27 protein-coding genes are annotated in these 23,039 nt (G+C 63.9%); 15 read left to right on the top strand and 12 right to left on the bottom strand.

Annotation, left to right across the window (positions count from 1 at the left end; translation table 11 throughout):
* Positions 1–37 precede the first annotated feature (37 nt).
* From purB to CGK93_RS21720, 5 genes are all read left to right on the top strand, one after another.
* Entirely contained in the window at positions 38–1,444 is a 1,407-nt protein-coding gene (gene purB, locus CGK93_RS21700) for an adenylosuccinate lyase (protein WP_089596600.1), read from the top strand.
* A 293-nt stretch (positions 1,445–1,737) separates the two neighbouring features.
* Positions 1,738–2,400 (top strand): histidine phosphatase family protein, encoded by a 663-nt coding sequence (locus CGK93_RS21705; RefSeq protein ID WP_089596602.1) that lies wholly within the window; start codon positions 1,738–1,740, stop codon positions 2,398–2,400.
* Positions 2,401–2,615: 215 nt separating this feature from the next.
* Entirely contained in the window at positions 2,616–3,119 is a 504-nt protein-coding gene (locus tag CGK93_RS21710) for a GNAT family N-acetyltransferase (protein ID WP_089596605.1), read from the top strand.
* Between the two features lie 52 nt (positions 3,120–3,171).
* The gene (locus CGK93_RS21715; RefSeq protein ID WP_089596607.1) at positions 3,172–3,606 is read left to right on the top strand and encodes an acyl-CoA thioesterase; all 435 of its coding nucleotides are present in this window, start codon (positions 3,172–3,174) and stop codon (positions 3,604–3,606) included.
* 67 nt (positions 3,607–3,673) lie between these two features.
* Complete coding sequence (locus CGK93_RS21720; RefSeq protein ID WP_089596609.1) at positions 3,674–4,027, top strand: nuclear transport factor 2 family protein; 354 nt, start codon at positions 3,674–3,676, stop codon at positions 4,025–4,027.
* Here CGK93_RS21720 and CGK93_RS21725 read toward each other — a convergent pair whose 3' ends face one another.
* The 7 genes from CGK93_RS21725 to CGK93_RS21755 form a co-directional block, all read right to left on the bottom strand.
* Entirely contained in the window at positions 4,028–4,474 is a 447-nt protein-coding gene (locus CGK93_RS21725) for a hypothetical protein (protein WP_089596611.1), read from the bottom strand.
* 66 nt (positions 4,475–4,540) lie between these two features.
* The gene (locus CGK93_RS21730; RefSeq protein WP_089596613.1) at positions 4,541–5,344 is read right to left on the bottom strand and encodes an aldolase/citrate lyase family protein; all 804 of its coding nucleotides are present in this window, start codon (positions 5,342–5,344) and stop codon (positions 4,541–4,543) included.
* Positions 5,329–6,114, bottom strand: coding sequence for a 2-oxo-hept-4-ene-1,7-dioate hydratase (gene hpaH / locus CGK93_RS21735; RefSeq protein WP_089596615.1), 786 nt, complete (start codon positions 6,112–6,114; stop codon positions 5,329–5,331). Before hpaH ends, CGK93_RS21730 begins: the two co-directional genes overlap by 16 nt.
* A gap of 3 nt (positions 6,115–6,117) precedes the next feature.
* Positions 6,118–7,212 (bottom strand): 3,4-dihydroxyphenylacetate 2,3-dioxygenase, encoded by a 1,095-nt coding sequence (gene hpaD / locus CGK93_RS21740; RefSeq protein ID WP_089596616.1) that lies wholly within the window; start codon positions 7,210–7,212, stop codon positions 6,118–6,120.
* 104 nt (positions 7,213–7,316) lie between these two features.
* Positions 7,317–8,828, bottom strand: a complete 1,512-nt coding sequence (gene hpaE / locus CGK93_RS21745; protein ID WP_089596617.1) for a 5-carboxymethyl-2-hydroxymuconate semialdehyde dehydrogenase — start codon at positions 8,826–8,828, stop codon at positions 7,317–7,319.
* Positions 8,829–8,863: 35 nt separating this feature from the next.
* Entirely contained in the window at positions 8,864–9,550 is a 687-nt protein-coding gene (locus CGK93_RS21750) for a GntR family transcriptional regulator (RefSeq protein WP_089596618.1), read from the bottom strand.
* Positions 9,543–11,006 (bottom strand): fumarylacetoacetate hydrolase family protein, encoded by a 1,464-nt coding sequence (locus tag CGK93_RS21755; protein WP_232481678.1) that lies wholly within the window; start codon positions 11,004–11,006, stop codon positions 9,543–9,545. Before CGK93_RS21755 ends, CGK93_RS21750 begins: the two co-directional genes overlap by 8 nt.
* Positions 11,007–11,185: 179 nt before the next feature.
* Here CGK93_RS21755 and CGK93_RS21760 point away from each other — a divergent pair, with 179 nt between their 5' ends.
* Positions 11,186–11,806 (top strand): YdeI/OmpD-associated family protein, encoded by a 621-nt coding sequence (locus CGK93_RS21760; RefSeq protein ID WP_089596621.1) that lies wholly within the window; start codon positions 11,186–11,188, stop codon positions 11,804–11,806.
* Positions 11,807–11,815: 9 nt separating this feature from the next.
* Positions 11,816–12,520, top strand: coding sequence for an alpha/beta fold hydrolase (locus CGK93_RS21765; protein ID WP_089596624.1), 705 nt, complete (start codon positions 11,816–11,818; stop codon positions 12,518–12,520).
* 48 nt (positions 12,521–12,568) lie between these two features.
* Here CGK93_RS21765 and CGK93_RS21770 read toward each other — a convergent pair whose 3' ends face one another.
* Entirely contained in the window at positions 12,569–13,015 is a 447-nt protein-coding gene (locus tag CGK93_RS21770) for a hypothetical protein (RefSeq protein WP_089596626.1), read from the bottom strand.
* A 584-nt stretch (positions 13,016–13,599) separates the two neighbouring features.
* Between CGK93_RS21770 and CGK93_RS21775 the strand changes: the two genes are divergently transcribed.
* The 3 genes from CGK93_RS21775 to CGK93_RS21785 all read left to right on the top strand — a co-directional run bounded on the left by CGK93_RS21775 (position 13,600) and on the right by CGK93_RS21785 (position 15,288).
* Positions 13,600–13,869 (top strand): GlsB/YeaQ/YmgE family stress response membrane protein, encoded by a 270-nt coding sequence (locus CGK93_RS21775; protein WP_089596629.1) that lies wholly within the window; start codon positions 13,600–13,602, stop codon positions 13,867–13,869.
* Positions 13,862–14,122 carry a hypothetical protein gene (locus CGK93_RS21780; RefSeq protein ID WP_089596631.1) on the top strand — a complete coding sequence of 87 codons (261 nt, stop codon included), beginning with the start codon at positions 13,862–13,864 and terminating at the stop codon, positions 14,120–14,122. The genes CGK93_RS21775 and CGK93_RS21780 overlap by 8 nt, the downstream gene beginning before the upstream one ends.
* Positions 14,123–14,418: 296 nt before the next feature.
* Positions 14,419–15,288 carry an AraC family transcriptional regulator gene (locus tag CGK93_RS21785; RefSeq protein WP_089596633.1) on the top strand — a complete coding sequence of 290 codons (870 nt, stop codon included), beginning with the start codon at positions 14,419–14,421 and terminating at the stop codon, positions 15,286–15,288.
* 40 nt (positions 15,289–15,328) lie between these two features.
* Here the strand turns inward: CGK93_RS21785 and CGK93_RS21790 are convergent, their stop codons facing one another.
* The 4 genes from CGK93_RS21790 to CGK93_RS21805 all read right to left on the bottom strand — a co-directional run bounded on the left by CGK93_RS21790 (position 15,329) and on the right by CGK93_RS21805 (position 20,502).
* On the bottom strand, positions 15,329–16,255 hold the full coding sequence (locus CGK93_RS21790) for an SDR family oxidoreductase (RefSeq protein ID WP_089596635.1): 927 nt from the start codon (positions 16,253–16,255) through the stop codon (positions 15,329–15,331).
* A gap of 116 nt (positions 16,256–16,371) precedes the next feature.
* The gene (locus CGK93_RS21795; protein ID WP_089596636.1) at positions 16,372–17,172 is read right to left on the bottom strand and encodes a DUF1206 domain-containing protein; all 801 of its coding nucleotides are present in this window, start codon (positions 17,170–17,172) and stop codon (positions 16,372–16,374) included.
* 136 nt (positions 17,173–17,308) lie between these two features.
* Entirely contained in the window at positions 17,309–17,497 is a 189-nt protein-coding gene (locus tag CGK93_RS21800) for a hypothetical protein (RefSeq protein ID WP_089597703.1), read from the bottom strand.
* A 1,103-nt stretch (positions 17,498–18,600) separates the two neighbouring features.
* Positions 18,601–20,502: a DUF2264 domain-containing protein gene (locus tag CGK93_RS21805; protein WP_089596637.1), complete on the bottom strand. Its 1,902-nt coding sequence runs from the start codon at positions 20,500–20,502 to the stop codon at positions 18,601–18,603.
* A gap of 223 nt (positions 20,503–20,725) precedes the next feature.
* Between CGK93_RS21805 and CGK93_RS21810 the strand changes: the two genes are divergently transcribed.
* From CGK93_RS21810 to CGK93_RS21830, 5 genes are read left to right on the top strand one after another with little or no spacing between them, the layout of a single operon-like run.
* Positions 20,726–21,244, top strand: coding sequence for an Asp23/Gls24 family envelope stress response protein (locus tag CGK93_RS21810; RefSeq protein ID WP_089597704.1), 519 nt, complete (start codon positions 20,726–20,728; stop codon positions 21,242–21,244).
* Positions 21,241–21,432, top strand: a complete 192-nt coding sequence (locus CGK93_RS21815; RefSeq protein ID WP_089596640.1) for a DUF2273 domain-containing protein — start codon at positions 21,241–21,243, stop codon at positions 21,430–21,432. The genes CGK93_RS21810 and CGK93_RS21815 overlap by 4 nt, the downstream gene beginning before the upstream one ends.
* The gene (locus CGK93_RS21820; RefSeq protein ID WP_089596641.1) at positions 21,429–21,803 is read left to right on the top strand and encodes a hypothetical protein; all 375 of its coding nucleotides are present in this window, start codon (positions 21,429–21,431) and stop codon (positions 21,801–21,803) included. The genes CGK93_RS21815 and CGK93_RS21820 overlap by 4 nt, the downstream gene beginning before the upstream one ends.
* Positions 21,800–22,381 carry a hypothetical protein gene (locus CGK93_RS21825; RefSeq protein ID WP_089596642.1) on the top strand — a complete coding sequence of 194 codons (582 nt, stop codon included), beginning with the start codon at positions 21,800–21,802 and terminating at the stop codon, positions 22,379–22,381. The genes CGK93_RS21820 and CGK93_RS21825 overlap by 4 nt, the downstream gene beginning before the upstream one ends.
* Positions 22,378–23,001, top strand: coding sequence for a hypothetical protein (locus CGK93_RS21830; RefSeq protein WP_089596644.1), 624 nt, complete (start codon positions 22,378–22,380; stop codon positions 22,999–23,001). The genes CGK93_RS21825 and CGK93_RS21830 overlap by 4 nt, the downstream gene beginning before the upstream one ends.
* The last annotated feature ends 38 nt before the right edge of the window (positions 23,002–23,039 follow it).

Genomic DNA, 23,039 nt, shown 5'->3' on the forward strand with positions numbered 1-23,039 from the left:
CTCGGGCACCCTTGCGGAACATGAAAGAATAGGCACCATGGCTGAATCCCCTCGTGTGTCCCTCGCTTCCGAACCTCTCGCCCTTGGCGCCCTTGACGGCCGCTACCGTGCCGCCGTCGCGCCCCTCGTGGATTATTTGTCCGAGGCTGCACTTAACCGCGATCGCGTTCACGTCGAAGTCGAGTGGCTCATCCACCTGACCAGCCAGTCTGTACTGCCGGGCGCGGGTCCACTGTCCGACGAGCAAATCGCGCAGTTGCGTGCCATCGTCTCCGATTTCGACGCCGCCTCGGTCAACGAACTCGCCGAGATCGAGGCTGTTACTGTCCACGACGTCAAGGCCGTGGAGTATTACATCGGCCGCCGCCTGCCCGCCATCGGCATCGAGAATCTCACCGCCATGGTGCACTTTGGCTGCACCTCGGAAGACATCAACAACCTCTCCTATGCCGTTGGCATCAAGGGCGCCGTGGAGAACGTGTGGCTCCCGAACGCCGCCGCCCTCGTTCAGCAGATCGAGGCCATGGCGGAAGAGAACCGCGCTGTGCCCATGCTGTCCCGCACCCATGGCCAGCCCGCCACTCCCACCACGCTTGGCAAGGAACTGGCGGTCATCGCCCACCGCCTGAACCGCCAGCTGGCACGGATCGCCAAGACCGAGTTCCTGGGCAAGATCAACGGCGCCACCGGCACCTACGCCGCCCACGTCGCATCGGTCCCGAGTGCTGACTGGGAAGCCGTCGCCAAGACGTTCGTTGAGGGCCTGGGCCTCACGTGGAACCCACTCACCACGCAGATCGAAAGCCACGACTGGCAGGCCGAGCTCTACGCCGACATCGCGCGCTTCAACCGCATCCTGCACAACGTTTGCACGGACATCTGGAGCTACATCTCCATCGGCTACTTCCGCCAGATTCCGGTTGCCGGTGCCACGGGTTCCTCCACGATGCCGCACAAGGTCAACCCGATCCGTTTTGAGAACGCGGAAGCCAACCTTGAAATCTCCAACGGCCTCCTGGACACCCTGGGTGCCACACTGGTGACCTCCCGCTGGCAGCGCGACCTGACGGATTCCTCGTCGCAGCGGAACATCGGTGTCGCCTTCGGCCACTCGCTGCTGGCCATCTCCAACGTCGCCAAGGGCCTCAAAGCCCTCGACGTCGCCGAGGAAGTCCTCGCAGGCGACCTCGACACCAACTGGGAAGTCCTGGGTGAAGCCATCCAGATGGTCATGCGCGCAGAGGCCATTGCCGGCGTCGAGGGCATGGAAAACCCCTACGAACGGCTGAAGGACCTCACCCGCGGCCAGCGCGTGGACGGCGCCCGTATGCAGGAATTCGTGCAGGGACTTGGCCTCTCCACCGACGCCGAGGCACGCCTGCTCGCCCTGACCCCGGGCAAGTACACGGGCATCGCCGACAAGTTGGTGGACCACCTGCAGTAAGACCAAACGCACGACGACGGCGGGCCGGGGCTGGGTGCCTCGGCCCGCCGTCGGCGTTAATCGTGTTTCCTCCCGGCTTCTCTCCCAAGACCGAGCGTGAGTTCTGAGACACGGCGTGTCGGGTCCTTCCAGTGCTTGAGCGGCTGATTGGCTGGGAATACATGAGGAGAAGCGCGGTGCGGCCAGTGCAAACCAGCACAGCCGGCGCACAAGCGCAGCGAGTGCGGCTGTGCGTATGACCGCGGGACCCTCTGTGGAAACGGACCAGTGACGAAGTAAGGAGCGGAGCACCCATGAAGCTCCTGTTGATCAGGCACGGACAAACGCCCGGAAATGTTGCCGGCCAACTGGACACCGCCTTTCCAGGACCGGGACTGACGGAACTCGGTGAGCGCCAAGCAGCGGCCCTCCCGGATGCGCTGGTGGACGAAGCCATCGAAGCGCTCTACACCTCCACGCTGCTGCGCACCCAGCGGACTGTCGCTCCTTTGGCGAAGGCCACAGGCTTGGAGCCAGCCATTCTGGAGGGGGTCCACGAGATTGAGGCGGGCGCCTTGGAGAAGAAAACGGACCATGAGTCGCACCTCCGCTACATGAGCACAGTCTTTGCCTGGACGGACGGCGACTTGGACGTCCGGATGCCGGGCGCTTTCACTGGACACGACTTCTTCGCCCGGTTCGATGCGTCCGTGGAGGAAGTTGCGGCCGCTGGACACTCCACGGCCGCGATCGTCAGCCATGGTGCCGCGATCCGCTGCTGGGCGGGACGCCGGGCGACGGACATCGACACTGTTTTCGCTCAAACCCATCAACTCCCGAATACCGGAATTGTGGCTCTCGAAGGCGACCCCCGGAATGGCTGGAAGGTGCTGCACTGGGACCAGATCCCTGTGGGCGGAATGGCCTTGGCCGACCGAACCGCGGAGGACCCCACGGGCGAGGCCCGTCAGCCCTGATCGGCGCGGTTCTGATGCTAGCAGTCCTGATCCTTGGCGTTGCGAGGCCTGCTCTGCGCCCTACAACGCCTCCGGAGTGCGCAGAGCGGGCCTCACAACGCAGGAACGGCCAGCAATTCTCCCGACGCTTACGCGCAGGAAACACCGCGGTAACCACAACTCCCTAGGCTTAAGTCGCATAGACACCTCCCCGAAACCCGGCGAAAAGAGGCAAGATGCAGACCAACCCACGGCTCAACATCCGGCAGGTCACATGGGCCAACCCCGTGGGTGCTGACCTCCGGGCCGCACAGCAGGCTGAACTCGATGCACGGTTCGGCAGCACGGACCATGAGCCCGGGCCTCCGCCGTCGGAAGCAGATACCGCCGTATTTGTTGTGGCGTACGAGAAATGCTCAGGTCAACCGCTGGGGTGCGGCGGGCTAAGGATGCTCGACGAGAAAACTGCGGAGATCAAGAGGCTGTACGTGGTCCCCTATGCCCGTGGTTCGGGAGTCGCGAGCTCCATCCTTGCCGCGCTTGAAGCCCAGGCGCATTCCCATGGGTTCAGCGTCATCGCAGCCGAGGCGGGGTCGGCCCAGTCTGACGGTCGAAGCTTCTACGAGAGCGCCGGTTTTGCTGCGGTACCGAATTTCGGCCCGTATGTTGGTGTCACCGAATCGTATTGCTACTCCAAGAGGATCGACTCCCACAGCGCATCGCACACAGCTATGGCGTAACTCGGCGGCGCAACATCAAGCGGCCGCCGCCGCAGTTCGATAATCTCGGATTATGGAAAAAGCAGACATCACCTTTCGCACCCGCAAATGGGTGCGGCCCGAGGACCTCAACGCCAACGGCACGCTCTTTGGTGGCAGCCTGCTGAAGTGGATCGATGAAGAGGCCGCGATTTACGCCATCCTCCAGCTGGGCAATGGCCGGGCCGTCACCAAATACATCTCCGAGATCAACTTTGTGAGCTCGGCCGTGCAGGGTGACCTGATCGAGATGGGGCTGACGGCCAAGCGCTTCGGCCGCACCTCCCTGACCATGCGCGCCGAAGTCCGCAACATGATCACCCGCCAGCCCATCCTGACCATCGAGGAAATTGTCTTCGTGAACCTTGGCACCGACGGACGTCCGCAGCCACACGGCTACACGGAAATCACGTACGACCGGGACCGTATCCCCACGCACCACCTGACTGAAACGCTGGACGAGGACTGATCGAGTCGTCAAGAACATTGGCTGCCCACCCGTTGAACCCCGCCCAGCGGCAGGGTAGAACGGAGGGATGAGCGACGTGAACTCTTGGATGGACCAGTACGAACGCGCGTGGACCTCGAATGACCCTGCAGAAATCAGGGCACTTTTCACCGAGGACGCCGTCTACAACGACCGCCCCAACACGGCGAAACCATGGAACGGCCACGAGGAAATCGTCAAGGCGTGGGCCGACGCCGGTGACAAGCCGGAGGACTGGACCTTCGAATGGACGCTCCTGGGCAAGGACGGTGACACAGCGTTCGTCCAAGGCCTGACCACGTACCTGAACGGTGACCCCACCTACGACAACCTGTGGGTCATCCGATTCGCTGAGGACGGCCGCGCCCGCGAATTCACGGAGTGGTACATGGCCCGCACATAGCTAGCGGGGTTTGTACAGGACGTTGGGGTGGATCTGGGTCCAGCCGTCGTACTTCGGCTGGCCGGCATCCACACCATCGTTGATGAGCGTCGCTTGTGAATCGTCAAAGCCAGTCAGAGTGATGATTTCCTCGCCTGTCGCTACCGCTGCGCAACCTGCCCGCCACCGCCCCGGGAGTCCTACAGGCACCGAAATCAGGCAGGCGGACCCGCCGGTGGAACTCTTGGCCGCGAAGTACTCCACATCGTCGTACGTTGTCAGCAACCGGGCCGACCCCGCTTTGATGTCCGTGTCCACACTGATAAGGCTCACGGTCTCCGGAAGCTCGTCCTCCGCCGTCGCTTCCCGTGCCAGGACATCCGGGCCGGTCGGTGACGAACAACCGGCCAGTCCGAGCACAGCAACTACGGCAACTACGGCAACTACAGCTAACCCACGACGATTCACGGCTCTGCCCCCTCAGGCTCTCGTTCCATCGAGCCTAGCCCATGGTCTTCCCCGGACAGTGGTACGTCAGTAGCTTTCGCGGTCGGCCGTTTCGGACACGGGAATGAACGTTGATGCGAACCCTTCCGACGCGCGGGCCAGCACAGCAACATCGGCGCCGACCAGCACAAAGGAGGCACCGGCGTCGAGATACGCCCGCGCGGTTGACTCGTTGAAGGCGTTAACGCCAGCCGGTTTACCGGCCGCCTTCGCGGCTTCGAGGCAATGCTCGACGACGGCCCTCACCAAGGGATTTTCCTGCTGTCCCAGCAGGCCCATGGAGGCGGCGAGGTCCGACGGACCCAGGAAGATGCCATCCACGCCGTCGACGGCCAGGATCTCTTCCACCGCCGACGCCGCAGCCTCGGATTCGATCTGGACCGTGAGGCTGATGGAATCCGAGGCCGACGCCAAGTAGTCGGGGACCCGGTTCCAGCGGGACGCCCGGGCCAACGCCGAGCCGACGCCCCGGACCCCATGGGGCGGATACCGGACAGCAGCCACCGCGGAGGCGGCCTCAAACGCCGAGTTCACCATGGGGATCAGCAGGTTCTGCACTCCGAGGTCCAGGTATTGCTTGATGACCACGGTGTCGTTGACGGGTGGCCGGACCATGGCCTGCACCGGGTAGCCGCTCACGGCATGAAGCTGGGCGAGGATGGATTCCAGTCCGTTGGGGCTGTGCTCGGCGTCGATCAGGACCCAGTCCAAGCCGGAACCGGCGCAGATCTCCGCAACCAAGGGGCTACCGGAACACACCCACATGCCGGCGAGCGGCCGGCCCGCCTCAGTGAGTGCCGAGAAGAAAGTGGGGCCTAACTGAAGTGGCATGTCACAACTCCCAACGGTCCGTAGTCAGCGTGCACGGTATCACCTTTGTACACCCAGAGTGGGCGGGTAAACGAGCCCGCCAGGATGATATCTCCGGCCTTCATGGAGTCCCCGTGCGCGGAGATCTTGTTGGCCAGCCAATGCACCCCGTTGGCCGGATGATCCAGCACTCCGGCGGCCACTCCGGTCTCTTCCACGGTCTGGTTTTTGTACAGGATGGCTGACACCCAACGGAGGTCGACGGCGTCCGGCCGCACCGGCCGTCCGCCCACCACCATGGCGCCCATCGCGGCATTGTCCGAAATGGTGTCCACGATGGTCCGGCCCTCCATTTCGATCCTGGAGTCAAGGATCTCGAGGGCCGGAACCACGTAGTCGGTGGCGTTGAGGACGTCGAAGATGGTGCAGCCCGGCCCTTTCAGACCTGACTTGAGCACGAAGGCCAGTTCCACCTCAACCCGAGGATGGGTGTACTTGTCCCACTCCACGGAGCATCCGGTTTCCAGGACCATGTCATCGAAAATTGCACCGTAATCCGGTTCAGTGATGCCCGTGGCGGCCTGCATGGCTTTGGACGTGAGGCCGATCTTGCGCCCCACCAACGTGCGTCCGGCTTCCTCGTTCCGCCGCCTCCACAGTTGCTGCACGGCGTAGGAATCCTCCACCGTCATCTCTGGATAGCGGGCGGTCAGGCGCGGCACCGGCTTGCGGTTCCGGCCGGCTTCGAGGAGCTCGTCGGCAATGGCTTCGATCGTCTTCGCGTCCAACATGGTCTAGACCTGCGCCCCGAGCTTGAAGCCCTCTGCAGCTGCACCGGATGCGCCTTCGGGGCGGGTGTAGGAGAAGCCGTCGGCGCCCACGGTGACGGCCATTTCGGACTTGTCCTCGCGCTCGATGATGGGCTGCGGGTTGCCATCCAGGTCCAGGACCAGGGAGGCCTCGGTGTACCAGGACGGGACGACGGGGTTGCCCCACCAGTCGCGGCGCTGGTTGTCGTGGACATCCCAGGTGACGGTGGGGTTGTCCGGGTCGCCTGTGTAGTAGTCCTGGGTGTAGATCTCCACGCGGTGGCCGTCCGGGTCCAGGATGTAGAGGTAGAACGCGTTGGACACACCGTGGCGTCCGGGGCCGCGTTCGATCCGGTCGGAGATGCGCAGGGCGCCCATCTTGTCGCAGATCTGGATGATGTTGTGCTTCTCATGCGTGGAGAACGCGATGTGGTGCAGGCGGGGCCCGTTGCCACCGGTCAGGGCGGTATCGTGCACGGTCTGCTTGCGGTGCATCCACGCGGCGTACGTGACGCCGTCGGAATCCTTGATGTCCTCGGAGACACGGAAGCCGAGGTCCTCCAGGTACTTGCGGCCGCGCGGGACGTCCGGGGTGACCTGGTTGAAGTGGTCCAGGCGGACCAGTTCGCCGGCGGAGTAGAGGTCGTAGCGCTGGGTGAGGCGTTCGACGTGCTCTACGTCGTAGAAGAACTCGTAGGGGAAGCCCAGCGGGTCCTCCACGCGAACGGAGTCGCCCACACCCTTGGTGAAGCCTTCCTTGCGGCGCTCCACCCGGCAGCCCAGTTCGCGGTAGTAGGCCTCGGCGGCGTCCACCTCGGCCGGGGACTTCACGCGGTAGGCAAATGCTGCAGCGGCGGCAACAGGGCCCTTGCGGAGCACCAGGTTGTGGTGGATGAACTCCTCGAAGGAGCGCAGGTAGATGGTGTTCTCGTCCTCTTCAGTGACGTGCAGGCCCAGGAGGTCCACGTAGAACGCGCGGGACTTGGCCAGGTCCGTGACCACCAGTTCCAGATAGGCGCAGCGGACGATGTCCGGTGCCGGGACTGTGGGGGTGGCGATGGGGCCGGTGAAGTTGCTCATGGGATTCTCTCTTCGTTGAAAGGGGTCATTTGGATGGAGTTTTTGTACAGATACGGCCCTTTAGAACGGGTTTTAGGGGCGTTATCTGTACAAAAACTCCAGGTTTAGGCGCCGAATTTCGGCGTATGAACGGATCCGAGCGTGATGTGCACGGCCTGCTGGTCGGTGTAGAAATCGATGGAACGGTAGCCGCCCTCGTGGCCCAGGCCGGAGGCTTTGACGCCGCCGAACGGGGTGCGGAGATCGCGGACGTTGTGGCTGTTGAGCCACACCATGCCGGCCTCGACGTTCTGGGAGAAGTTGTGGGCCCGGGTGAGGTTCTGGGTCCAGATATAGGCCGCCAGGCCGTACTTGGTGTTGTTCGCCAAGGCGAGGGCTTCGTCGTCGTTCTCGAAGGGCGTGATGGCCACGACGGGACCGAAGATTTCCTCCTGGAAGATCCGGGCATCAGGCGCGACGTCGGCAAACACCGTGGGTGCGATGTAGTTGCCTTCCGGCAGGTGGTCGGGTCGGCCGCCGCCGGCCAGGAGCCGGCCTTCGGACTTGCCGATCTCCACGTAGGACGCCACCTTGTCGTAGTGCTCGGGGTGAACCAAGGCACCCACCTGGGTTTTGGGATCGTGGGGATCGCCCACCACGATGTTCTTGGCCCGGGCGGCGTACTTTTCGCAGAATTCGTCGTAAATGGCCCGCTCAACCAGGATGCGGGAACCGGCGGTGCAGCGTTCACCGTTGAGGGAAAAGACCCCGAACAGCGCCGAATCGATCGCGGCGTCCAGGTCGGCATCGGCGAACACGACGCACGGGGACTTGCCGCCGAGCTCCATGGACAGGCCCTTGAGGTTGGCTGCGGCGTTGCGGAAGATGGTCTGGCCCGTGGTGGTCTCACCGGTGAAGGAGATCAGCGGCACGTCCGGGTGCTTCACCAGGGCATCGCCGGCTTCTTCGCCCAGGCCGTTGACCAGGTTGAACACACCGTCAGGGAGGCCGGCGTCCTTGAAGATCTGTGCCCAGAGCGAGGCTGAAAGTGGCGTGAACTCGGCGGGCTTGAGGACTACGGTATTGCCGGTGGCCAGCGCCGGTGCAAGCTTCCAGGACTCCAGCATGAACGGGGTGTTCCACGGCGTGATCAGGCCAGCGACGCCGATCGGCTTGCGGTTCACGTAGTTGATCTGCGAGCCCGGGACCTTCATGGCGTCGTCGAACTGCGCCACGATCAGATCAGCAAAGAAGCGGAAGTTCTCCGCCGCGCGCAGCGCCTGGCCCTTGGCCTGGGTGATCGGCAGGCCGGTATCGAAGGTTTCGAGTTCGGCGAGGCGGGCTTCCTGGGCCTCGACGGCGTCGGCGATCTTGTTCAGCACCCGGGCGCGTTCGCGGGGCTTCATCTTCGGCCAGGGGCCATTGACGAACGCTTCACGTGCCGCCGCGACGGCGAGGTCGATATCTTCTTTCTGGCCGGCAGCAGCCGTGGCGTAGTTGCCGTTGGATACCGGGTCCAGGACGTCAAAGGTTTTGCCGGATACAGAATCAACGAACTCGCCGTTGATGAAGTGCTGGATGTGGGACGGCAGGTTCTCGGGGATGTAGTGCTTGGCGGTCTCTACTGAGGTCGTCATCGTTGAAGTCCTAACTAGCGATCAGTGGTTGGTAGTTATTGCTTGGCTTGGGCCAGGTACGCGTCCAGGGTGGAAGCGCGGTGCTGGCGGGCTGCTTTTTCGATGGTGTCGGCGTCTGCACTGCTCTCGATGAGCTGCAGCAAAGCTTCGTGTTCGCGCACCGATTCCTGCGCGCGGCCGGGGACGAACCGGAAGGTCGAGGACCGGATGGAGGCCAGCCGGTTCCAGCCCCGGTGGACCAGGTCAAGAATGTGCGGGTTGGGGCAGTGCTCAAACAGGACGCTGTGGAAGTCCTGGTTCAAGGCGGTGAAGCGGACGGGATCAAAGTGCTCCAGGCACTCCCTCATTTCCTCGTTGACAGCACGGGCACGGGCAATGGAGACCGAGTCGATCAGCGGTGCGGACAACGCCGTGGCCGCACCTTCCACGATGCTCAGGGTCTGCATGGTGTACAGGTACTCGGTGGGGTCGATCCCGGACACCGTCGCGCCCACGTTCCGCTCGAACTTCACCAGCCCTTCGGCTTCCAGGCGGCGGATCGCTTCCCGCACCGGGACCACGCTGAAGCCCAAATCCTCGGCAATTTTGGCGAGCACCAACCGGTAACCGGGCGTGTACGCGCCCTCTACGATCCTCGCCTTCACGGCGGCGTACGCCTGCTGCGACTTGCTTTGGGCTCCGGCGTTGTCGACGGCGGTACTTCCGACGGCGGTTTCAGTCACTGTGGGCTCCTTGCCGGCTTTGCCACTCCTGGAAGCGTGCCTGCCATTCCTTGTTCATCGGGTACAGCCCGTCCACGCTGTTGCCTTCCTGGACCATCTGGAAGATGAAGGTCTCTTCCTTCTCCTGCTGGATGCAGTCGTCCACGAGTTCCTCGGCGATGGCCGGCGGGATCACCAGGATGCCGTCCGAATCGGCCACGATGATGTCCCCGGGCTGGACCGTGGCTCCGCCGCAGGCGATGGTGATGTCCGTGTCCCACGGAATGTGCCGGCGTCCGAGCACTGCGGGGTGCGGGTTCGCGAAATAGGTGGGCATCTCCAGGTCGGCCACGGCCGAGTAGTCGCGGACGCCGCCGTCGGTGATGATGGCCGCTGCCCCGCGGACCTGGGCCCGCAGCGCCAGGATGTCCCCCACGGTGCCGGTGCCCTTCTCGCCGCGGGCTTCCATGACCAGGATTTCGCCCTCGTTGACGGAATCGATGGCCCGCTTTTGGGCGTTGAAGCCGCCGCCGTGGGACTTGAAGAGATCCTCGCGGTTGGGCACGTAGCGGAGGGTCCGGGCCAGGCCCACCACCTTGCGGTCCGGGCGTGTGGCCTGCAGGCCATCGATGCTCACATTGTTCAGCCCACGCTTGCGGAGCTGGGAGGACAGGGTAGCGGTCGCGACAGATTCGAGCTTCGCCTTCAGCTCCGGCGTCAGGACAGATGCAGTCTCTGCGGCAGGCAGACCAGCGGCTTCCCGCGATCCGTACGCCTCTTCCCGCTGGGTGTCATCAGTCTTGGGCCGGGCACCAAAGTCCGCGAACGGCGTCGTGCCTTCCGTGACTGTGGTGGCCAGACGGCCGCTGCTGAAGTCACCACCGGTGACCTCAATTTCGACGACGTCTCCGGGCTTGGCCACCGAGGCGCCGGCAGGGGTTCCGGTAAGGATGATGTCGCCCTCTTCGAGGGTGAGCAGCTGGGAAAGGTCCGCGACGAGCTGGGCGAAGGGAAAGAGCAGGTCCTCGGTGGTGTCGTCCTGGACGAGGTCGCCGTTGTGCCAGGCGCGGATCCTTAGGGCTGCGGGGTCCACCGCGTCGGCCGGGATCAGCGCGGGGCCAACGGGGGTGAAACCGTCGCCGCCCTTGGACCGGACGTTGGAGCCCTTGTCTGCGTAGCGGAGGTCGTAGACGCCGAGATCGTTGGACGCCGTGACCCACTCAACGTGGCTCCACGCGTCGTCCAACCCCACACGGCGGGCGGTCTTGCCAATCACCAAGGCGATTTCGCCCTCGTAGCCCAGCAGTTCACAACCGGCGGGACGCTCAACCGTTCCCGGAGCCCCGCTGGAACCGAGCGCCAGGGACGTGGGCGGCTTCAGGAAGTACGACGGCTGCTCAGGAGTGCGTCCGCGCTGAGCCGCTCGGCTGGGGTAGTTGATGTGGACGGCAATGACTTTGCGCGTCCGGGCCAGCATGTCCTGGCTGACTTCCTGGGTCCGGAACTCCAATGTCACGGCGCCTCCTCTTCCTCGAACTGCATCAAGTACGAAATCGTATACGATAACTATGAGCCGTGAATGTGACCCGCGTCAACCCCCTCCCTAAACCCAACTAAGATGCTGGCGCTGGAGCGCCGGCAGTGGGAAGGTGAGGCATGGAGCGGGAGAACGAGCCGGAATTGCTGAGGTTTGCCAACGGCGCGGAGTGGGAGGAATGGCTCGCAGCGCATCACGACACCCATACCGAAGCCTGGCTGGTGATCGGCAAGAAAAATGCGGGCTCCGGGCTCATAAACATTCAGGACGCTTTGGACGGCGCCCTCTGTTTCGGCTGGATCGATGGCCAACGCAGGGGCCGTGACGGGGAGACGTTTCTGCAGAGGTATTCGCGGCGCCGCGAACGGAGCACCTGGTCGCAGGTGAACGTGGCCAAAGTGGCCCACCTCATCGAGGCGGGACGCATGCAGCCTGCGGGGTTCACGGAGATAGAGTCCGCTAAAGCCGACGGCCGCTGGGAGGCCGCTTACGTTTCACAGGCCCAGGCCGAGGTGCCCGAGGACCTGGGAGCGGCACTGGCAGCAAACCCGGCAGCCAAGGAGTCTTTTGAACGGCTGGGCAAGACCGATCGCTACCTCATCATCCTGCAGGTCCTGAAGATCCTGCAGGTCCTGAAGGCCCGCACGCCGGAGTCCCGCGATAAAGTCCTGGCGAAGGCAGTGCAGAAGCTGGCGGGAGGAATCCAGCCACCCTTACATACTGTCGGTGGCCTCCCGTAGGGTACCGGCATGGACATCATCCTTGTACCCGGTTTCTGGTTGGACGCGTCGTCATGGGAGGAGGTGACTCCCCCGCTGGTTGCGGCCGGACACACAGTTCACCCGCTGACCCTGCCCGGCTTGGAATCTGCTGATGCACCACGCGCCGGCATCGGTCTTCGGACGCACATCGACGCCGTGGTGGCAAAAGTGGACTCGCTGGAGGGCAACGTCATCCTGGTGGGCCACTCCGGCGGCGGCGCCATCATCCACGGCGCAGCCGACGCCCGCCCCGACCGCGTGGCCCGCGCCATCTACGTGGACAGCGGACCGCTTGGCGAGGGTGGGGTCATCAATGATGAACTGCCCGACGACGGCGACGACATCCCGCTGCCGCCGTGGGAGGCGTTCGAAGACGAAGACCTGGTTGACCTCACCGATGACCTGAAGGAAGCTTTCCGCGCCCGCGCCATCCCCGAGCCCAAGGGAGTGGCACTCGACCAGCAGCACCTGAGCGACGTCCGCCGGTACGACGTTCCGGCCACCATCATCGCGTGCCAGTTCCCGTCGTCGCTCCTCAAGGAATGGATGGACGCCGGGCACCCGTTCACCGCCGAGCTCGCACGGATCCGGGACGTGGACTACATCGACCTTCCCACGGGCCACTGGCCGCAGTTCACTAAGCCGAAGGAACTGGGAGAGGCGATCCTGACCGCGGCCGAGCGCGCCAAGTAGCCCCCGACGTCGGCCCTCACCTGACGCCGCAGTCTTACGTCAAGGGCTTCAGGCCTTGGGCGGTGTGCTCGTGGCGGGCCCCTCCGGCGCCGCGCCACCCTCATCCGCCCAGTCACTTCCGGTGGTGTCATCCCGGGCCGGGTCCGACACGACATCGGACTTGACCGTGGGGACGGTGGTGACTGTAGGGCCAGTGGAAGAGCTGCTGGCATAGGAGGGACCGGACCGCTGGTCCGCCTTCGGCGAGGTAATGCCGGGGAACATGGTCTCGGCCTTCTCCATCAGTTTCTTGCCGGCCTCATAGAGGTTGTGCAGGATGTCCGGAACCGACTCCTGGACAGCTTCAGTGGCATGGTGGACGTTCTCCTGGACGTCTGGATTCTTCCAGACCTTTTCAGTGCCTCCGCGGAGACGCCGATACACCTCCGGCCAGGACTTGGATCCCCAGACGTAGCCAACAGCCACTCCAACGGCGAACAATGCTTTCCCTTTCACAGGAATCACTCCTTTCGAGGCGGTATTCTTCGACACTAGTCCCGGCGGGCACGACCTGTCACCTGAACATTGATGACGACAAGCTCAATAGCAATTTGCCGAAATTGAACATTTGGAGTAACTGCTGTGCCAACCAGCGAATAACCGCGGGAAGTATCACCGGCGACAGGGGCCTCCAAGCCGGGGGCGCGGCGGGCAATCTGAAGCAGACCCCCGGCAGTCAGGTGGGAAAATCAAGGACGCCGCCAAGGGCATAGTGGACTCCCTCAAGGGCCACTGGAGCGCGGATCCCCGGCATTCCGGGCCCGCAAGCAAGGTTGAGCTAATAGTCAGGTTACTTGCTACTAGCCCCGGGAGCCGCTAGCGTTACTGGTGTAGTACCGAGACCGACCCAATCGGCAGGAGTGCTTTATTGGCTGCATTTCATAAATTCATCGGGGTTGCATAAACAGTTCCACTCCCCACATTCCATAGGGCCTCCAGGGGCCCCATTACGGTGCCTAAACCTCGGAACAGGCACCCGGTGAACTTACTCGCTTCATCACGTTCATGGAATTTCCATCAACAAGAAAGTAGGACCAAAAATGGGTTTCTTTGGTTTTCTTCTGCTCGGCCTCCTGGCCGGCGCTATCGCTAAACTTATCCTTCCGGGCCGCCAGGGTGGCGGCTGGCTGATCACCCTCCTGTTGGGCGTCGTCGGCGCTCTCCTGGGCGGCTGGATCGGTGGCCTGATCTTCGGTACGGGCCTGCAGGAATTCTTCTCCCTGACCACGTGGCTCCTGGCTATCGGCGGCTCCATCATCGTGCTGCTGATCTACGGCCTGGTCACCAGCCGCAGGACCCACCATGGCTAACAACCAGAACCGCGACGCCAACGGCGACGAACTCGAAGGCCAGTACTCTGAGGGCGACTACGGCGATTCCGGGGTATCCCCGGAGACTCTGAAGGAAGACGCCGGAGGCGACTACACCGCAGGGGACTACGCCGAGAAGACAGTCCCGTCGGCCGACGCTGAACTGGACGAACACAACACGGAAGACACTCCTAAGGACCGGCCCTTCTCATCCGAACCGGATGATGAAGCATCTGGCTCAAGTCGCCCGTAAGTATGAACCGGTTGTCACTGAACCGGAAGTAACTGAATAACACCAAGGACCCGGAGTGCTGCAGCCGCAGCCTCCGGGTCCTTGCGTTGCAGCGGATTCCGGCAACGGACGTGGTCCCGTTTCGGGGCTACGCTGCGCGGCATGCCGGGCGATCGGCACTGATCGCAGCGAGCCATCGAAGCGGAGCCCTGATATTTTCGGGCAAGGATAGGTGGGGCATCGGTCCCCAGCCCTGCGTAGCGTCAAGGGCAGGAATGACGACACGGTAGGGAAACACAACGAGGGAACAGGTCAGCATGCAGGAGTGGAACCGGGCGATAGAGGAAATCGAGCAGGACCTCATGGCAGACATTGACGTGGGGACCTTGGCCAGGATCGCCTTGACGTCCGAGTATCACTTCCGGCGGATGTTCTCCTCCCTGGCCGGGCTGCCGGTTTCGGAGTACATCCGGAGGCGTCGCCTCACAGCGGCCACGGCGGAAATCATCGACGGCGGCACAGTCCTGGCCGTTGCTGTCCGCTACGGCTATGCCTCTGCCGAGGCGTTCACCCGTGCGTTCAAAGCCATGCACGGCCTCACGCCGTCTGAAGCGAGGCAAGCCGGCGCCGTGCTTCATTCCCAACCTCAGCTGAGGTTCCACCTGCGAGTCGAAGGGAATACCGACATGAAGCACCGTATTGAAGACAAATCCGCTTTCCGCCTTATTGGCCTGAAAGCCCGCGTCCCCCTGGTCCACGAAGGACCCAACCAGGCCATCATCGATTTTCAACGGAGCCTGGATCCTGCTGTCACCCAGCGCCTGCTGGGGCTGGCAGACGTGGAGCCGGCGGGCCCGCTGTCCGTCACTGACAACCTCGATGAGCAGCGGAGCGAGGGAAGTGAGCTGGACTATTGGCATGCCGTGGCGTCCAGCCAACCGGCACCGGAGGGCTTTGACGTCCTGGACGTTCCAGCGGGCTTGTGGGTGGTCTTCGAAACCGAGGGGAAGTTCCCGGAGGTCCTGCAAAGCATGTGGGCGGACGCAGCTACTGAATGGTTTCCGGCCAACCCTTACAGGTGGGCGCCAGGGCCGGAATTGCTCAGCGTCCAGGTGGAGGCAGGGGGCACCCACGGCCGCGGGCAGCTCTGGATTCCGGTGGAACGGGAGGAATCAGGGAAGCGGTAAAACCAGCACGGCGATCATGGGCGTCCTCCGGCCAAGCGGTTCACAATCCCTTGCCTCCCGTCACGGGAAGCACGGCTCCGGAAATGTAGGAGCCTTCATCCGAGGCGAGCAACACGTAGGCCGGAGCCAACTCAGCAGGCTGACCGGCCCTGCCCAGCGGCGTGTCCTGGCCGAACGTGGGAAGCTTGTCCGGCCATTCCGTGGCGGGAATCAGCGGGGTCCAGATGGGTCCCGGGGCCACCGCATTGACCCGGATTCCCTTGGGTCCCAGCTCTTCGGCCATGGCCTTGGTGAAGGCCACCTGGGCAGCCTTGGTCATGGCGTAGTCCACCAACTGTGCCGAGGGGTTGAAGGCCTGGATGGAGGCCGTGACAATAATCGATGCACCTGGCCGGAGGTGTGGAATGGCCGCCTGCGCGGTCCAGATGAGCGAGTACAGGTTGGTCTTGAAGACGCGGTCGAACTCCTCCGTGGGGATGGTTTCCAAGCCTTCACGGTTCTTTTGGTAGGCGGCGTTCAACACCACCACGTTGAGCCCGCCGAGTTCCTGCACGGTCCGTTCCACGATCTCCGCCGCGAACGCCTCGTCCCGCGCGTCGCCGGGCAAGAGGAGCACCTGCGAGCCGCACTCGCGGATCCATTCCGCCGTCGACCTTGCGTCTTCTTCTTCCTCCGGCAGGTAGCTGATGGCTACCTTCGCGCCTTCGCGGGCGTAGGCGATAGCCACGGCAGCGCCGATTCCGGAGTCTCCGCCCGTGATGAGCGCAGTTTTGCCTTGCAGCCGGCCGTGTCCCACATAACTTTTCTCGCCGTGGTCCGGCTGGGGATCAAGGGGCCGGGTCAGGCCCGGTTGTTCCTGCTCCTGCTGCGGGAACTCGCCGGAGTGGTATCCGCGGCGGGGGTCCGCCGGCGGAGAGGTGAGTCGGTTCTGTGGCTGGCCGGAGTTGTCCGGATCATGATGAGTCATGGTTGTTCCTTACCCGCATTCGGCGCCGCCTAACCGCGCTGACCGCTAATCGCGCCGAGCGCGCTAATCGCACTTACCCCGCAATCCGTCCTACCCGCCATAACAGTCCGGAAAAACTACGTCCGCAGGGTCCGTGCTTTGACCATCAGGAACAGGCCGTACGCGATCAGCCCCACTGCAACGGCAGCCAGCAGGTACACCCCATAGGGCTGCTCCCTGAGTGCCTTTAGCCCGCCGTCGAGCCCGGTTGACTGCTCGGGTTGTGCCCGCACCGATGCGATGACCACCAGCAGGCCAACCAGGAAGAGGGCGATCCCCTTGGCGATGTACCCCACCACGCCTACCCCCATTTGGAACTTCCGCACCGAACTGTTGGAGGACAACGTGAGGTCCTTGGTGAATTTCCGGCGAAATCCCCGCACGGCGAAAACGATCCCCGTGATGGCGATGCCGGCACCCACGGCGACCAGCAGAAACACGCCAAACGGCGCCTTGAGGAGCGTGACCGTGAAGTCGCTGCTGGACTCCCGGCTGTTCTGGCCCTTGCCTGCAATGAAGGAGACGAGGGTGGTGGCGAGGGCGGCGAAGACGATCGCCTGCCCTATGGCGGACAACTTCTTGGTGATTTTGTCCGAGCCGTTCCGGTGGCCAAGGATGGCGTTTCCGAGTTGCCACAGTGCCAGCGCGGCGCAGGCCGCAAAGCAGGCCCAGAGCAGCAGCGGCCCATAGGGCTGGCTGGCGAGGGACGTCACGGCCCCGCTGACATCGGCTTCGCCGCTGCTTCCGAACGCGAGTTGGAGGGCGATGACGCCAATGAGCACGTGCAGGATTCCGCTGACCACGTACCCGCCGCGCGCAACAGCGGCGAAGGCCTGCGAATTCGACGCTTCCTCCGCCACATCGGCGGCCTTCCTCATCTCTTCCTTGATGACAAGCCTCCTTATTTATTGAGCTGCATCCATCGTCCCTTAAATGGCGCCGGGCAGGGTACCTCCCGAATGAGGAGGTGCCTGCCCGCTTTAAAGCTCCAGGGTTCCTGGGTCCGGACGACCCTTAAAAACCAACCACCGACTGCGGCCAGATACTGCGCAGTCCCACACCCAGCGGGTTGAACTGCTCACGGACGGCCACACGCGTCTGGCCGAGAACCTCGCCGGCATGCCGGACGGCCTCTGCGGTGCCTGACAGAGCGTCGTGGACGACAGTGACGTTCGAGGACGGGGTGGAGATCTGGTCAGTCATTTGGGTGGTCCTTCCTGGAAGCTCCATCAGCGGTTTGGCTGATGTTTCAACCATCGGACGCAGCCCTCAAGAAGGGCGCCGGGTCATCTCAAGATTCGCTCAAGATTCCGGGGGTCATTTTCAGAAGCTGACTGCACTGAAAGTCAGCGGCCGTCTGCACTGTGTCTTTGTGTCTTTGTGTCTTTGTGCCTGATAGAGGGTCCTTCAGGACGGCCTCTCTTGTAAGTATTTCTCAATAGTGGGGCGTGCCCGCCTGCCGCTTGGGCGTCCTACGAGGTAGGTCCCAAGCCAACCGCAACGGCGGGCTGGATCAGAGAGCCCAGGCGACTTGACGAGATTTCAGTGCATGGCTATATTTTTTCTCGCAAGAAAAAAGTAAACGGAAGTTCCCCCGCTCAAAGTATGTGCAGTTGCCTGTTTGGGGGGAAGTACCGTTGCAGTAAGACCTGGTCATCGACAGCTTGAGAGGACCAGCGCACCACCAGCAATACCCGGGCCGTCAAGCAGCAGGAGACGGACACAGCAGTACCTGCAGTACCTGGTCATCGACAGCTTGAGACGACCAGCGAACCACCAGCAATACCCGGGCCGTCAAGCAACAGGAGACGGACACAGCAGTACCAGCACCACCAGCAATACCCGGGCCGTCAAGCAACAGGAGACGGACACAGCAGTACCAGCACCACCAGCAATACCCGGGCCGTCAAGCAACAGGAGACGGACAGAGCAGTACCAGCACCACCAGCAGTACCTGGTCATCGACAGCTTGAGACGACCAGCACCACCAGCAGTACCTGGTCATCGACAGCTTGAGACGACCAGCGCACCACCAGCAGTACCTGGTCATCGACAGCTTGAGAGGACCAGCGCACCACCCGTAACATGGGGCGGGCAAGTTGAGAGCATTTTTACGCACTCCTTGCCCGCCCCGACCGTTCGGGTGCAAAGACGTAACGCTCTCGGTCAAAATATCCTGGCACGCATCTCCAGTAACCAAGAGTTTCGGAGCTTTACCCGAATGACGCGAGGCGCGTTAGCCGATCCTCCTACGGCGCACAATCGCCAGCGCAGTCAGCTTCTGAAAACGACACCGGGCCGGCACCTTAGAGGGCGAACACCACTTCAAGCACCTGGCCTGGACCCAAGGTGAGGCGGGCGGTGACTCTGGCGCCGTCGTCGAACAGTTCAAAAGCGGGAGAAGGCCCGACGGCGGGAGGAACCCAGGCGGGCGGCTCGCCGCCGAGGTACACCAGGGATGCGAAACAGCTGCGCTCCCCGGACAGCCTGCCTTCCAGATAGCTGCAGCTGGCAAAGGCGCCGAAAGGGGACACCCCTTGGGCCTGGTACGTGCCGCTGTCCGTGTAGCCATGGAGGGGCCAGATGGCCGTGTGCAGCCGACCGTCGTTAAGGCTGCCGCCGCTTTGCATCGGATGATCACCCGCGAGCGCGTATCCGCCGTCCCGGACCGTGAGCCTGGAGCTGTCTGGCGCTTCCACTGCGTGCACCCGAAGTTCGTATCCACCTGCGGCGGCGGTCCCCGTCGCGGCACGCCAGTCCGAATCAGCGGGGTCCTCTGCATCGTTCCACACCGGGGCGTGCCAACTGGCTGCTTGCCCCGGCCCCGCCTGGAGCCGGTGGATCCGCGAGCGTCGGCTGGGTATCCCGGCGTCGTTGAGGATGGCGAAGTGGTTGTCCAGTGGGTCCTGGGTGAACAGCGGCGCTGTATGGCTTGAATACGCGAGGCGGCGATAGAGGGGATCGTCCGGGCCCGGTGCGTAGTACTTGTCGCTGCCGTGATTAAGGAGGCGGGCGATCCCGTCGGCTGCGGTGGAATGGAGCAGGTAGTTGGGGGCCTCCGCGTGCTTCAGGCCGTCCGCCATTTCCAACGGCGCGGGCTCCTCAACGGCGGTCCATACCGGGTGGTCGGCGGGGAGGAGCAGTCCGACGAAGGCTTTGGACGTCCAGTACGGCGAGGCCGGCCCGGAGTATTCCTGGGTCATCGGTTCAAAAGCGCCGAGCCACCCCAGTGACGGCAAGCCGTCGTCGTAGGCCCCGCCGTCGAGGAAGTACTTGGCTGCGCCGCTGGCTATCCTGCGGGTCTGGCCTGGAGCCAGCGGCGTTGCGCAGATCGCCTCTCCCATGAAGAGGGGCGCAACGGCGGCGTAGCGGTAGATCAGGGAGCGGCCCTGGAACACCGGGGCACCGTTTGCGCCGAAGAACCTGGCATGGTCCTCCAGGAATGCGGCGAGGCGGCGGCGGGAGACTTCCAGGCGTTGATCGGCTTGTGGATGCCGGCCGGCAGCAAACTCGGCCCACAGGATGGGGTAGAGGTGCATGGCCCAGCCGCAGTAGTAGTCGAAGAAGTCGCCGGTGCCGTCATTGTCTCCATCCCGGTACCAACCTCCGCCCGCGTACCAGTCGTCCAGCCTGTCCAGGCCGCGGTCTATCTGGGCTGCGTTGTACTCAAAGCCCGCACCGGCCAGGAATTCGGCGATCATCACCTGGAAGAGCACCCAGTTGTTGTCCACGCACGTGCTGCGCGAGGAACCCTGCAGCCAGGCAGCCACCTGCTCCTGTTGCCCGGCGGACAGCGTGTCCCACAGCCAGGGTTTGGTGAGTTGGAGCCCCAGGACCACGGACGCGGCTTCCACCATGGGCTGGGAGCGGTCAGTGATGGGCAGCCAGGCTTCCGGCCCGTTCTGCTGCGTGCCGTGAAGGAGCCCCTCACGGTAAAGGTCCAAATGACCGAAGGGATCGCTGCCCTTCTCCCCCGCCACCCGGAATGCCGCCAGCAGGAACGTCCGCGCGAAGCCCTCCAGTCCGTCGGACACAGCGCCCGACGACGACGGTCGGCCGCCCAGCCGGATGGCCGCCTTCAGCGGGGAGAAGTGGGGGCGCACCGCGAGGAGCTGCTGATCCGCGAAGGAAACCCAGTGCTCCCGCGTCCATCCGGTGATGGGGCTGAGGTCGAAATCCGGGGCGGGCATGGTGAAGCGGGTGGCCATGAGTCTCCTGCGGGGTAGTTCCAGCCTCATCACTTTAGGTGCCGCTGATCCGGAGCAGGCCCAGCTAAACAATAGTGAACACCAGCATGTGGGGCAGCTCACACAAAATGCACCGTGAGGATCTGCCCGATGGGTGCGTCTTCTTCATGACGGCGAAACAAACGCCGCAGCGAACCAAGCCGCAATGATTCATAGCCGCTTCCAACTGACAGGACTGATTGCCATGACGATCCAGACGCACACCCCCGCAGAAGTTCCGGCCAAGAACAGCACGGCAGCGACCACCAACACCACCGCCACGCTTGACGCTGACGGTCCCGCACTGAGCGCCCCCGCATTGAACAAGGGCAAGGACGGCCGCGGTGCCACAACCGTTGCCGACGGCGTCGTCGCCAAAATCGCCGGCATCGCCATCCAGGAAATCCCGGGCGTCCACGCCCTCGGCGGCGGTGCTGCCCGCGCTATCGGCAACCTGCGCGAAAAAGTGGGCCAGAAGGACCTCACCCAGGGCGTCAGCGTCGAAGTGGGCCAAACCCAGGTGGCCGTGGATGTCACCCTGGTTGTTGAGTACCCGCACCCGCTCCAGGAAGTAGCGGACAACGCCCGCGACGCCGTCTACAACGCCATCGAGGACCTGGTGGGAATGGAAGTCACCGAGGTCAACATCACCATCACGGACATCCACGTTCCCTCCGAGGACGCAGACATCGACGATGCCGGCCGTGAGCCGAGGGTCGCATGAACCCCACCATCGCCGGCACGGCCATAGGAGCGGTCCTGGCGCTGGCAGGGCTGGCCTTTGGATTCTGGGGCCTCCTGCTGACGGCACTGTTCATGGGCGCCGGGGCTGTCCTGGGCCGCTCCGCCGAAGGAAAGCTTGACCTGCGCGGCGTGCTGGACGCGTTGCGGGGCAAGCGCTCCTCATCATGAGCCGCGCCGGCCACACGCGCATCACCCAGCACGCTCTCCGGAAAACCCTGGAAGCCGTCACCGCCCAGGCGTTCCGGGTGCGCGCGGGAAACGTGGCAGCCGAGCTGGACGACGACGCCGGCAGGCTCGGGGTCAGCCTCGCCGTCAAGCTGTCACTCCCGCCGCTTCTGGGACCGCGGAAAACCACAGGCACCGTCTTCCAGCAGGCCCAGGCAGCACGAACACAGCTGGTGTCCCGAGGCCTGGAGCTGACCGGCTTGGAGATCGGCCGGGTGGACATCCGCCTCGCCGGTGCCAAGGAGCAACCCCGCACCAAGCAGCAATCCACGAAACAATCCACGGAACGAGTCGATGAAAGGAGAGTGCTGTGAGCCAGGACCGAACCCAGCGGCGGATGATCCGCCGGGAAACCCACTCTTCGCGGGCTCTCCCGTCCATCATTTCCGCCTGCGTCCTCATGGTCGTTTTCCTGTGGCTCGCAGTGGAAGCCGTGCTGTGGATCCTCAAGGACCAGCCGCTGTTGGCAAGCCCCGCGCAGATGCTCCAGTGGCTTGTGGACCTTCCCGTCACCACGCTCCCGGCGGGAATGGCAGCGGCCGGAGCGGGCCTTGGAATTCTGGGCCTGCTGCTGCTGGGACTTGCCGTGGGCAGGGGCCGGAAGGCCCGCCGCTCCTTGGCGAGCCGGCGCACCGCGGTGGTGGTGGACGACGACGTGATCGCCGCAGCTCTCTCCAACACCACCCGGCTCGCCGCCGGCCTTGCCCCGGGGCAGGTGACCACCACCGTCGGTGGACGGTCCGTACGCGTCCAGGTGCGTCCGACGTCGGGCGTTCCGTTGGACCTTGAGTCCGTCACAACAGTGGTCGACGGCGAACTGGCCGCCTTCGCGCTGGACCGCCGGACCTCATCGAGTGTCCGGGTATTGAACCAAGGAGCAGTGGGGCAATGAGGCAAACAAACCGTGCACTGAACCGCATCCTGCTGGCCCTTCTGGGCCTTGCGCTGCTGGGAGCCGGCGCCGCAGTCATCGCGGCCGGAACCCTGCCCGGAGCAGCGGATACCTGGACAGCAGTGGCATCGTCCGTCCGCGATTCCGCCAGGAACCTCCTGGGCACCGCACCTCTACCGGATCCCGTCCGGAGTTGGTGGGTGGCGGCAGGAATCGCCGTGTTGCTGGTGGGGGTCGCCCTCAGCGCAGCTTGGCTCGCCTCACAAGGCGGGGGACGCACTCCACGCCTCGCCGAGCAACGGGACGGGACCGACGTACGCGAGGGCACCCGCGGCCGGACAGTGGTGGACGTCGGGCTGGTCTCCACAGCCCTCCAGGAAGCCCTCAGCGGAAACCGGGACGTTCTGGCCACATCCGTTTCGGCGTGGGAGTCACGGCGGGGAACCGCCCTCCGGCTCCGCATGGAAGCCCGCAAGGGAAGCTCGCCACGGGAACTTGCCGACACCGCGGAAGAACTCATCCGCGAATTAGATGCCCTGCTGGGACATCCAATCCCCGTCCTGGTCCGAATAACCAGCGGCGCCCGAACCCAGGTGTCCGGATCGCGACGTACACGCTAGCCGCTGGAACGCACTTCTCTCCACCCAAACCATGCGCG

The organism is Arthrobacter sp. YN, assembly GCF_002224285.1.
Lineage (GTDB): Bacteria > Actinomycetota > Actinomycetes > Actinomycetales > Micrococcaceae > Arthrobacter.

Excerpts from the sequence above, each read along its gene's own strand:
- CGK93_RS21760 (WP_089596621.1), top strand. The coding sequence starts at position 11,186 with ATGGAGCGGGAGAACGAGCCGGAATTGCTGAGGTTTGCCAACGGCGCG.
- CGK93_RS21765 (WP_089596624.1), top strand. The coding sequence starts at position 11,816 with ATGGACATCATCCTTGTACCCGGTTTCTGGTTGGACGCGTCGTCATGG.
- CGK93_RS21730 (WP_089596613.1), bottom strand. The coding sequence starts at position 5,344 with ATGCCACTTCAGTTAGGCCCCACTTTCTTCTCGGCACTCACTGAGGCG.
- hpaE (WP_089596617.1), bottom strand. The coding sequence starts at position 8,828 with ATGACGACCTCAGTAGAGACCGCCAAGCACTACATCCCCGAGAACCTG.
- purB (WP_089596600.1), top strand. The coding sequence starts at position 38 with ATGGCTGAATCCCCTCGTGTGTCCCTCGCTTCCGAACCTCTCGCCCTT.
- CGK93_RS21830 (WP_089596644.1), top strand. The coding sequence starts at position 22,378 with ATGAGGCAAACAAACCGTGCACTGAACCGCATCCTGCTGGCCCTTCTG.
- hpaH (WP_089596615.1), bottom strand. The coding sequence starts at position 6,114 with ATGTTGGACGCGAAGACGATCGAAGCCATTGCCGACGAGCTCCTCGAA.
- CGK93_RS21710 (WP_089596605.1), top strand. The coding sequence starts at position 2,616 with ATGCAGACCAACCCACGGCTCAACATCCGGCAGGTCACATGGGCCAAC.
- CGK93_RS21810 (WP_089597704.1), top strand. The coding sequence starts at position 20,726 with ATGACGATCCAGACGCACACCCCCGCAGAAGTTCCGGCCAAGAACAGC.
- CGK93_RS21705 (WP_089596602.1), top strand. The coding sequence starts at position 1,738 with ATGAAGCTCCTGTTGATCAGGCACGGACAAACGCCCGGAAATGTTGCC.
- CGK93_RS21790 (WP_089596635.1), bottom strand. The coding sequence starts at position 16,255 with ATGACTCATCATGATCCGGACAACTCCGGCCAGCCACAGAACCGACTC.
- CGK93_RS21805 (WP_089596637.1), bottom strand. The coding sequence starts at position 20,502 with ATGGCCACCCGCTTCACCATGCCCGCCCCGGATTTCGACCTCAGCCCC.
- CGK93_RS21795 (WP_089596636.1), bottom strand. The coding sequence starts at position 17,172 with ATGAGGAAGGCCGCCGATGTGGCGGAGGAAGCGTCGAATTCGCAGGCC.
- CGK93_RS21715 (WP_089596607.1), top strand. The coding sequence starts at position 3,172 with ATGGAAAAAGCAGACATCACCTTTCGCACCCGCAAATGGGTGCGGCCC.
- CGK93_RS21815 (WP_089596640.1), top strand. The coding sequence starts at position 21,241 with ATGAACCCCACCATCGCCGGCACGGCCATAGGAGCGGTCCTGGCGCTG.
- CGK93_RS21720 (WP_089596609.1), top strand. The coding sequence starts at position 3,674 with ATGAGCGACGTGAACTCTTGGATGGACCAGTACGAACGCGCGTGGACC.
- CGK93_RS21820 (WP_089596641.1), top strand. The coding sequence starts at position 21,429 with ATGAGCCGCGCCGGCCACACGCGCATCACCCAGCACGCTCTCCGGAAA.
- CGK93_RS21775 (WP_089596629.1), top strand. The coding sequence starts at position 13,600 with ATGGGTTTCTTTGGTTTTCTTCTGCTCGGCCTCCTGGCCGGCGCTATC.
- CGK93_RS21800 (WP_089597703.1), bottom strand. The coding sequence starts at position 17,497 with ATGACTGACCAGATCTCCACCCCGTCCTCGAACGTCACTGTCGTCCAC.
- CGK93_RS21780 (WP_089596631.1), top strand. The coding sequence starts at position 13,862 with ATGGCTAACAACCAGAACCGCGACGCCAACGGCGACGAACTCGAAGGC.
- CGK93_RS21755 (WP_232481678.1), bottom strand. The coding sequence starts at position 11,006 with ATGCTGGCCCGGACGCGCAAAGTCATTGCCGTCCACATCAACTACCCC.
- hpaD (WP_089596616.1), bottom strand. The coding sequence starts at position 7,212 with ATGAGCAACTTCACCGGCCCCATCGCCACCCCCACAGTCCCGGCACCG.
- CGK93_RS21785 (WP_089596633.1), top strand. The coding sequence starts at position 14,419 with ATGCAGGAGTGGAACCGGGCGATAGAGGAAATCGAGCAGGACCTCATG.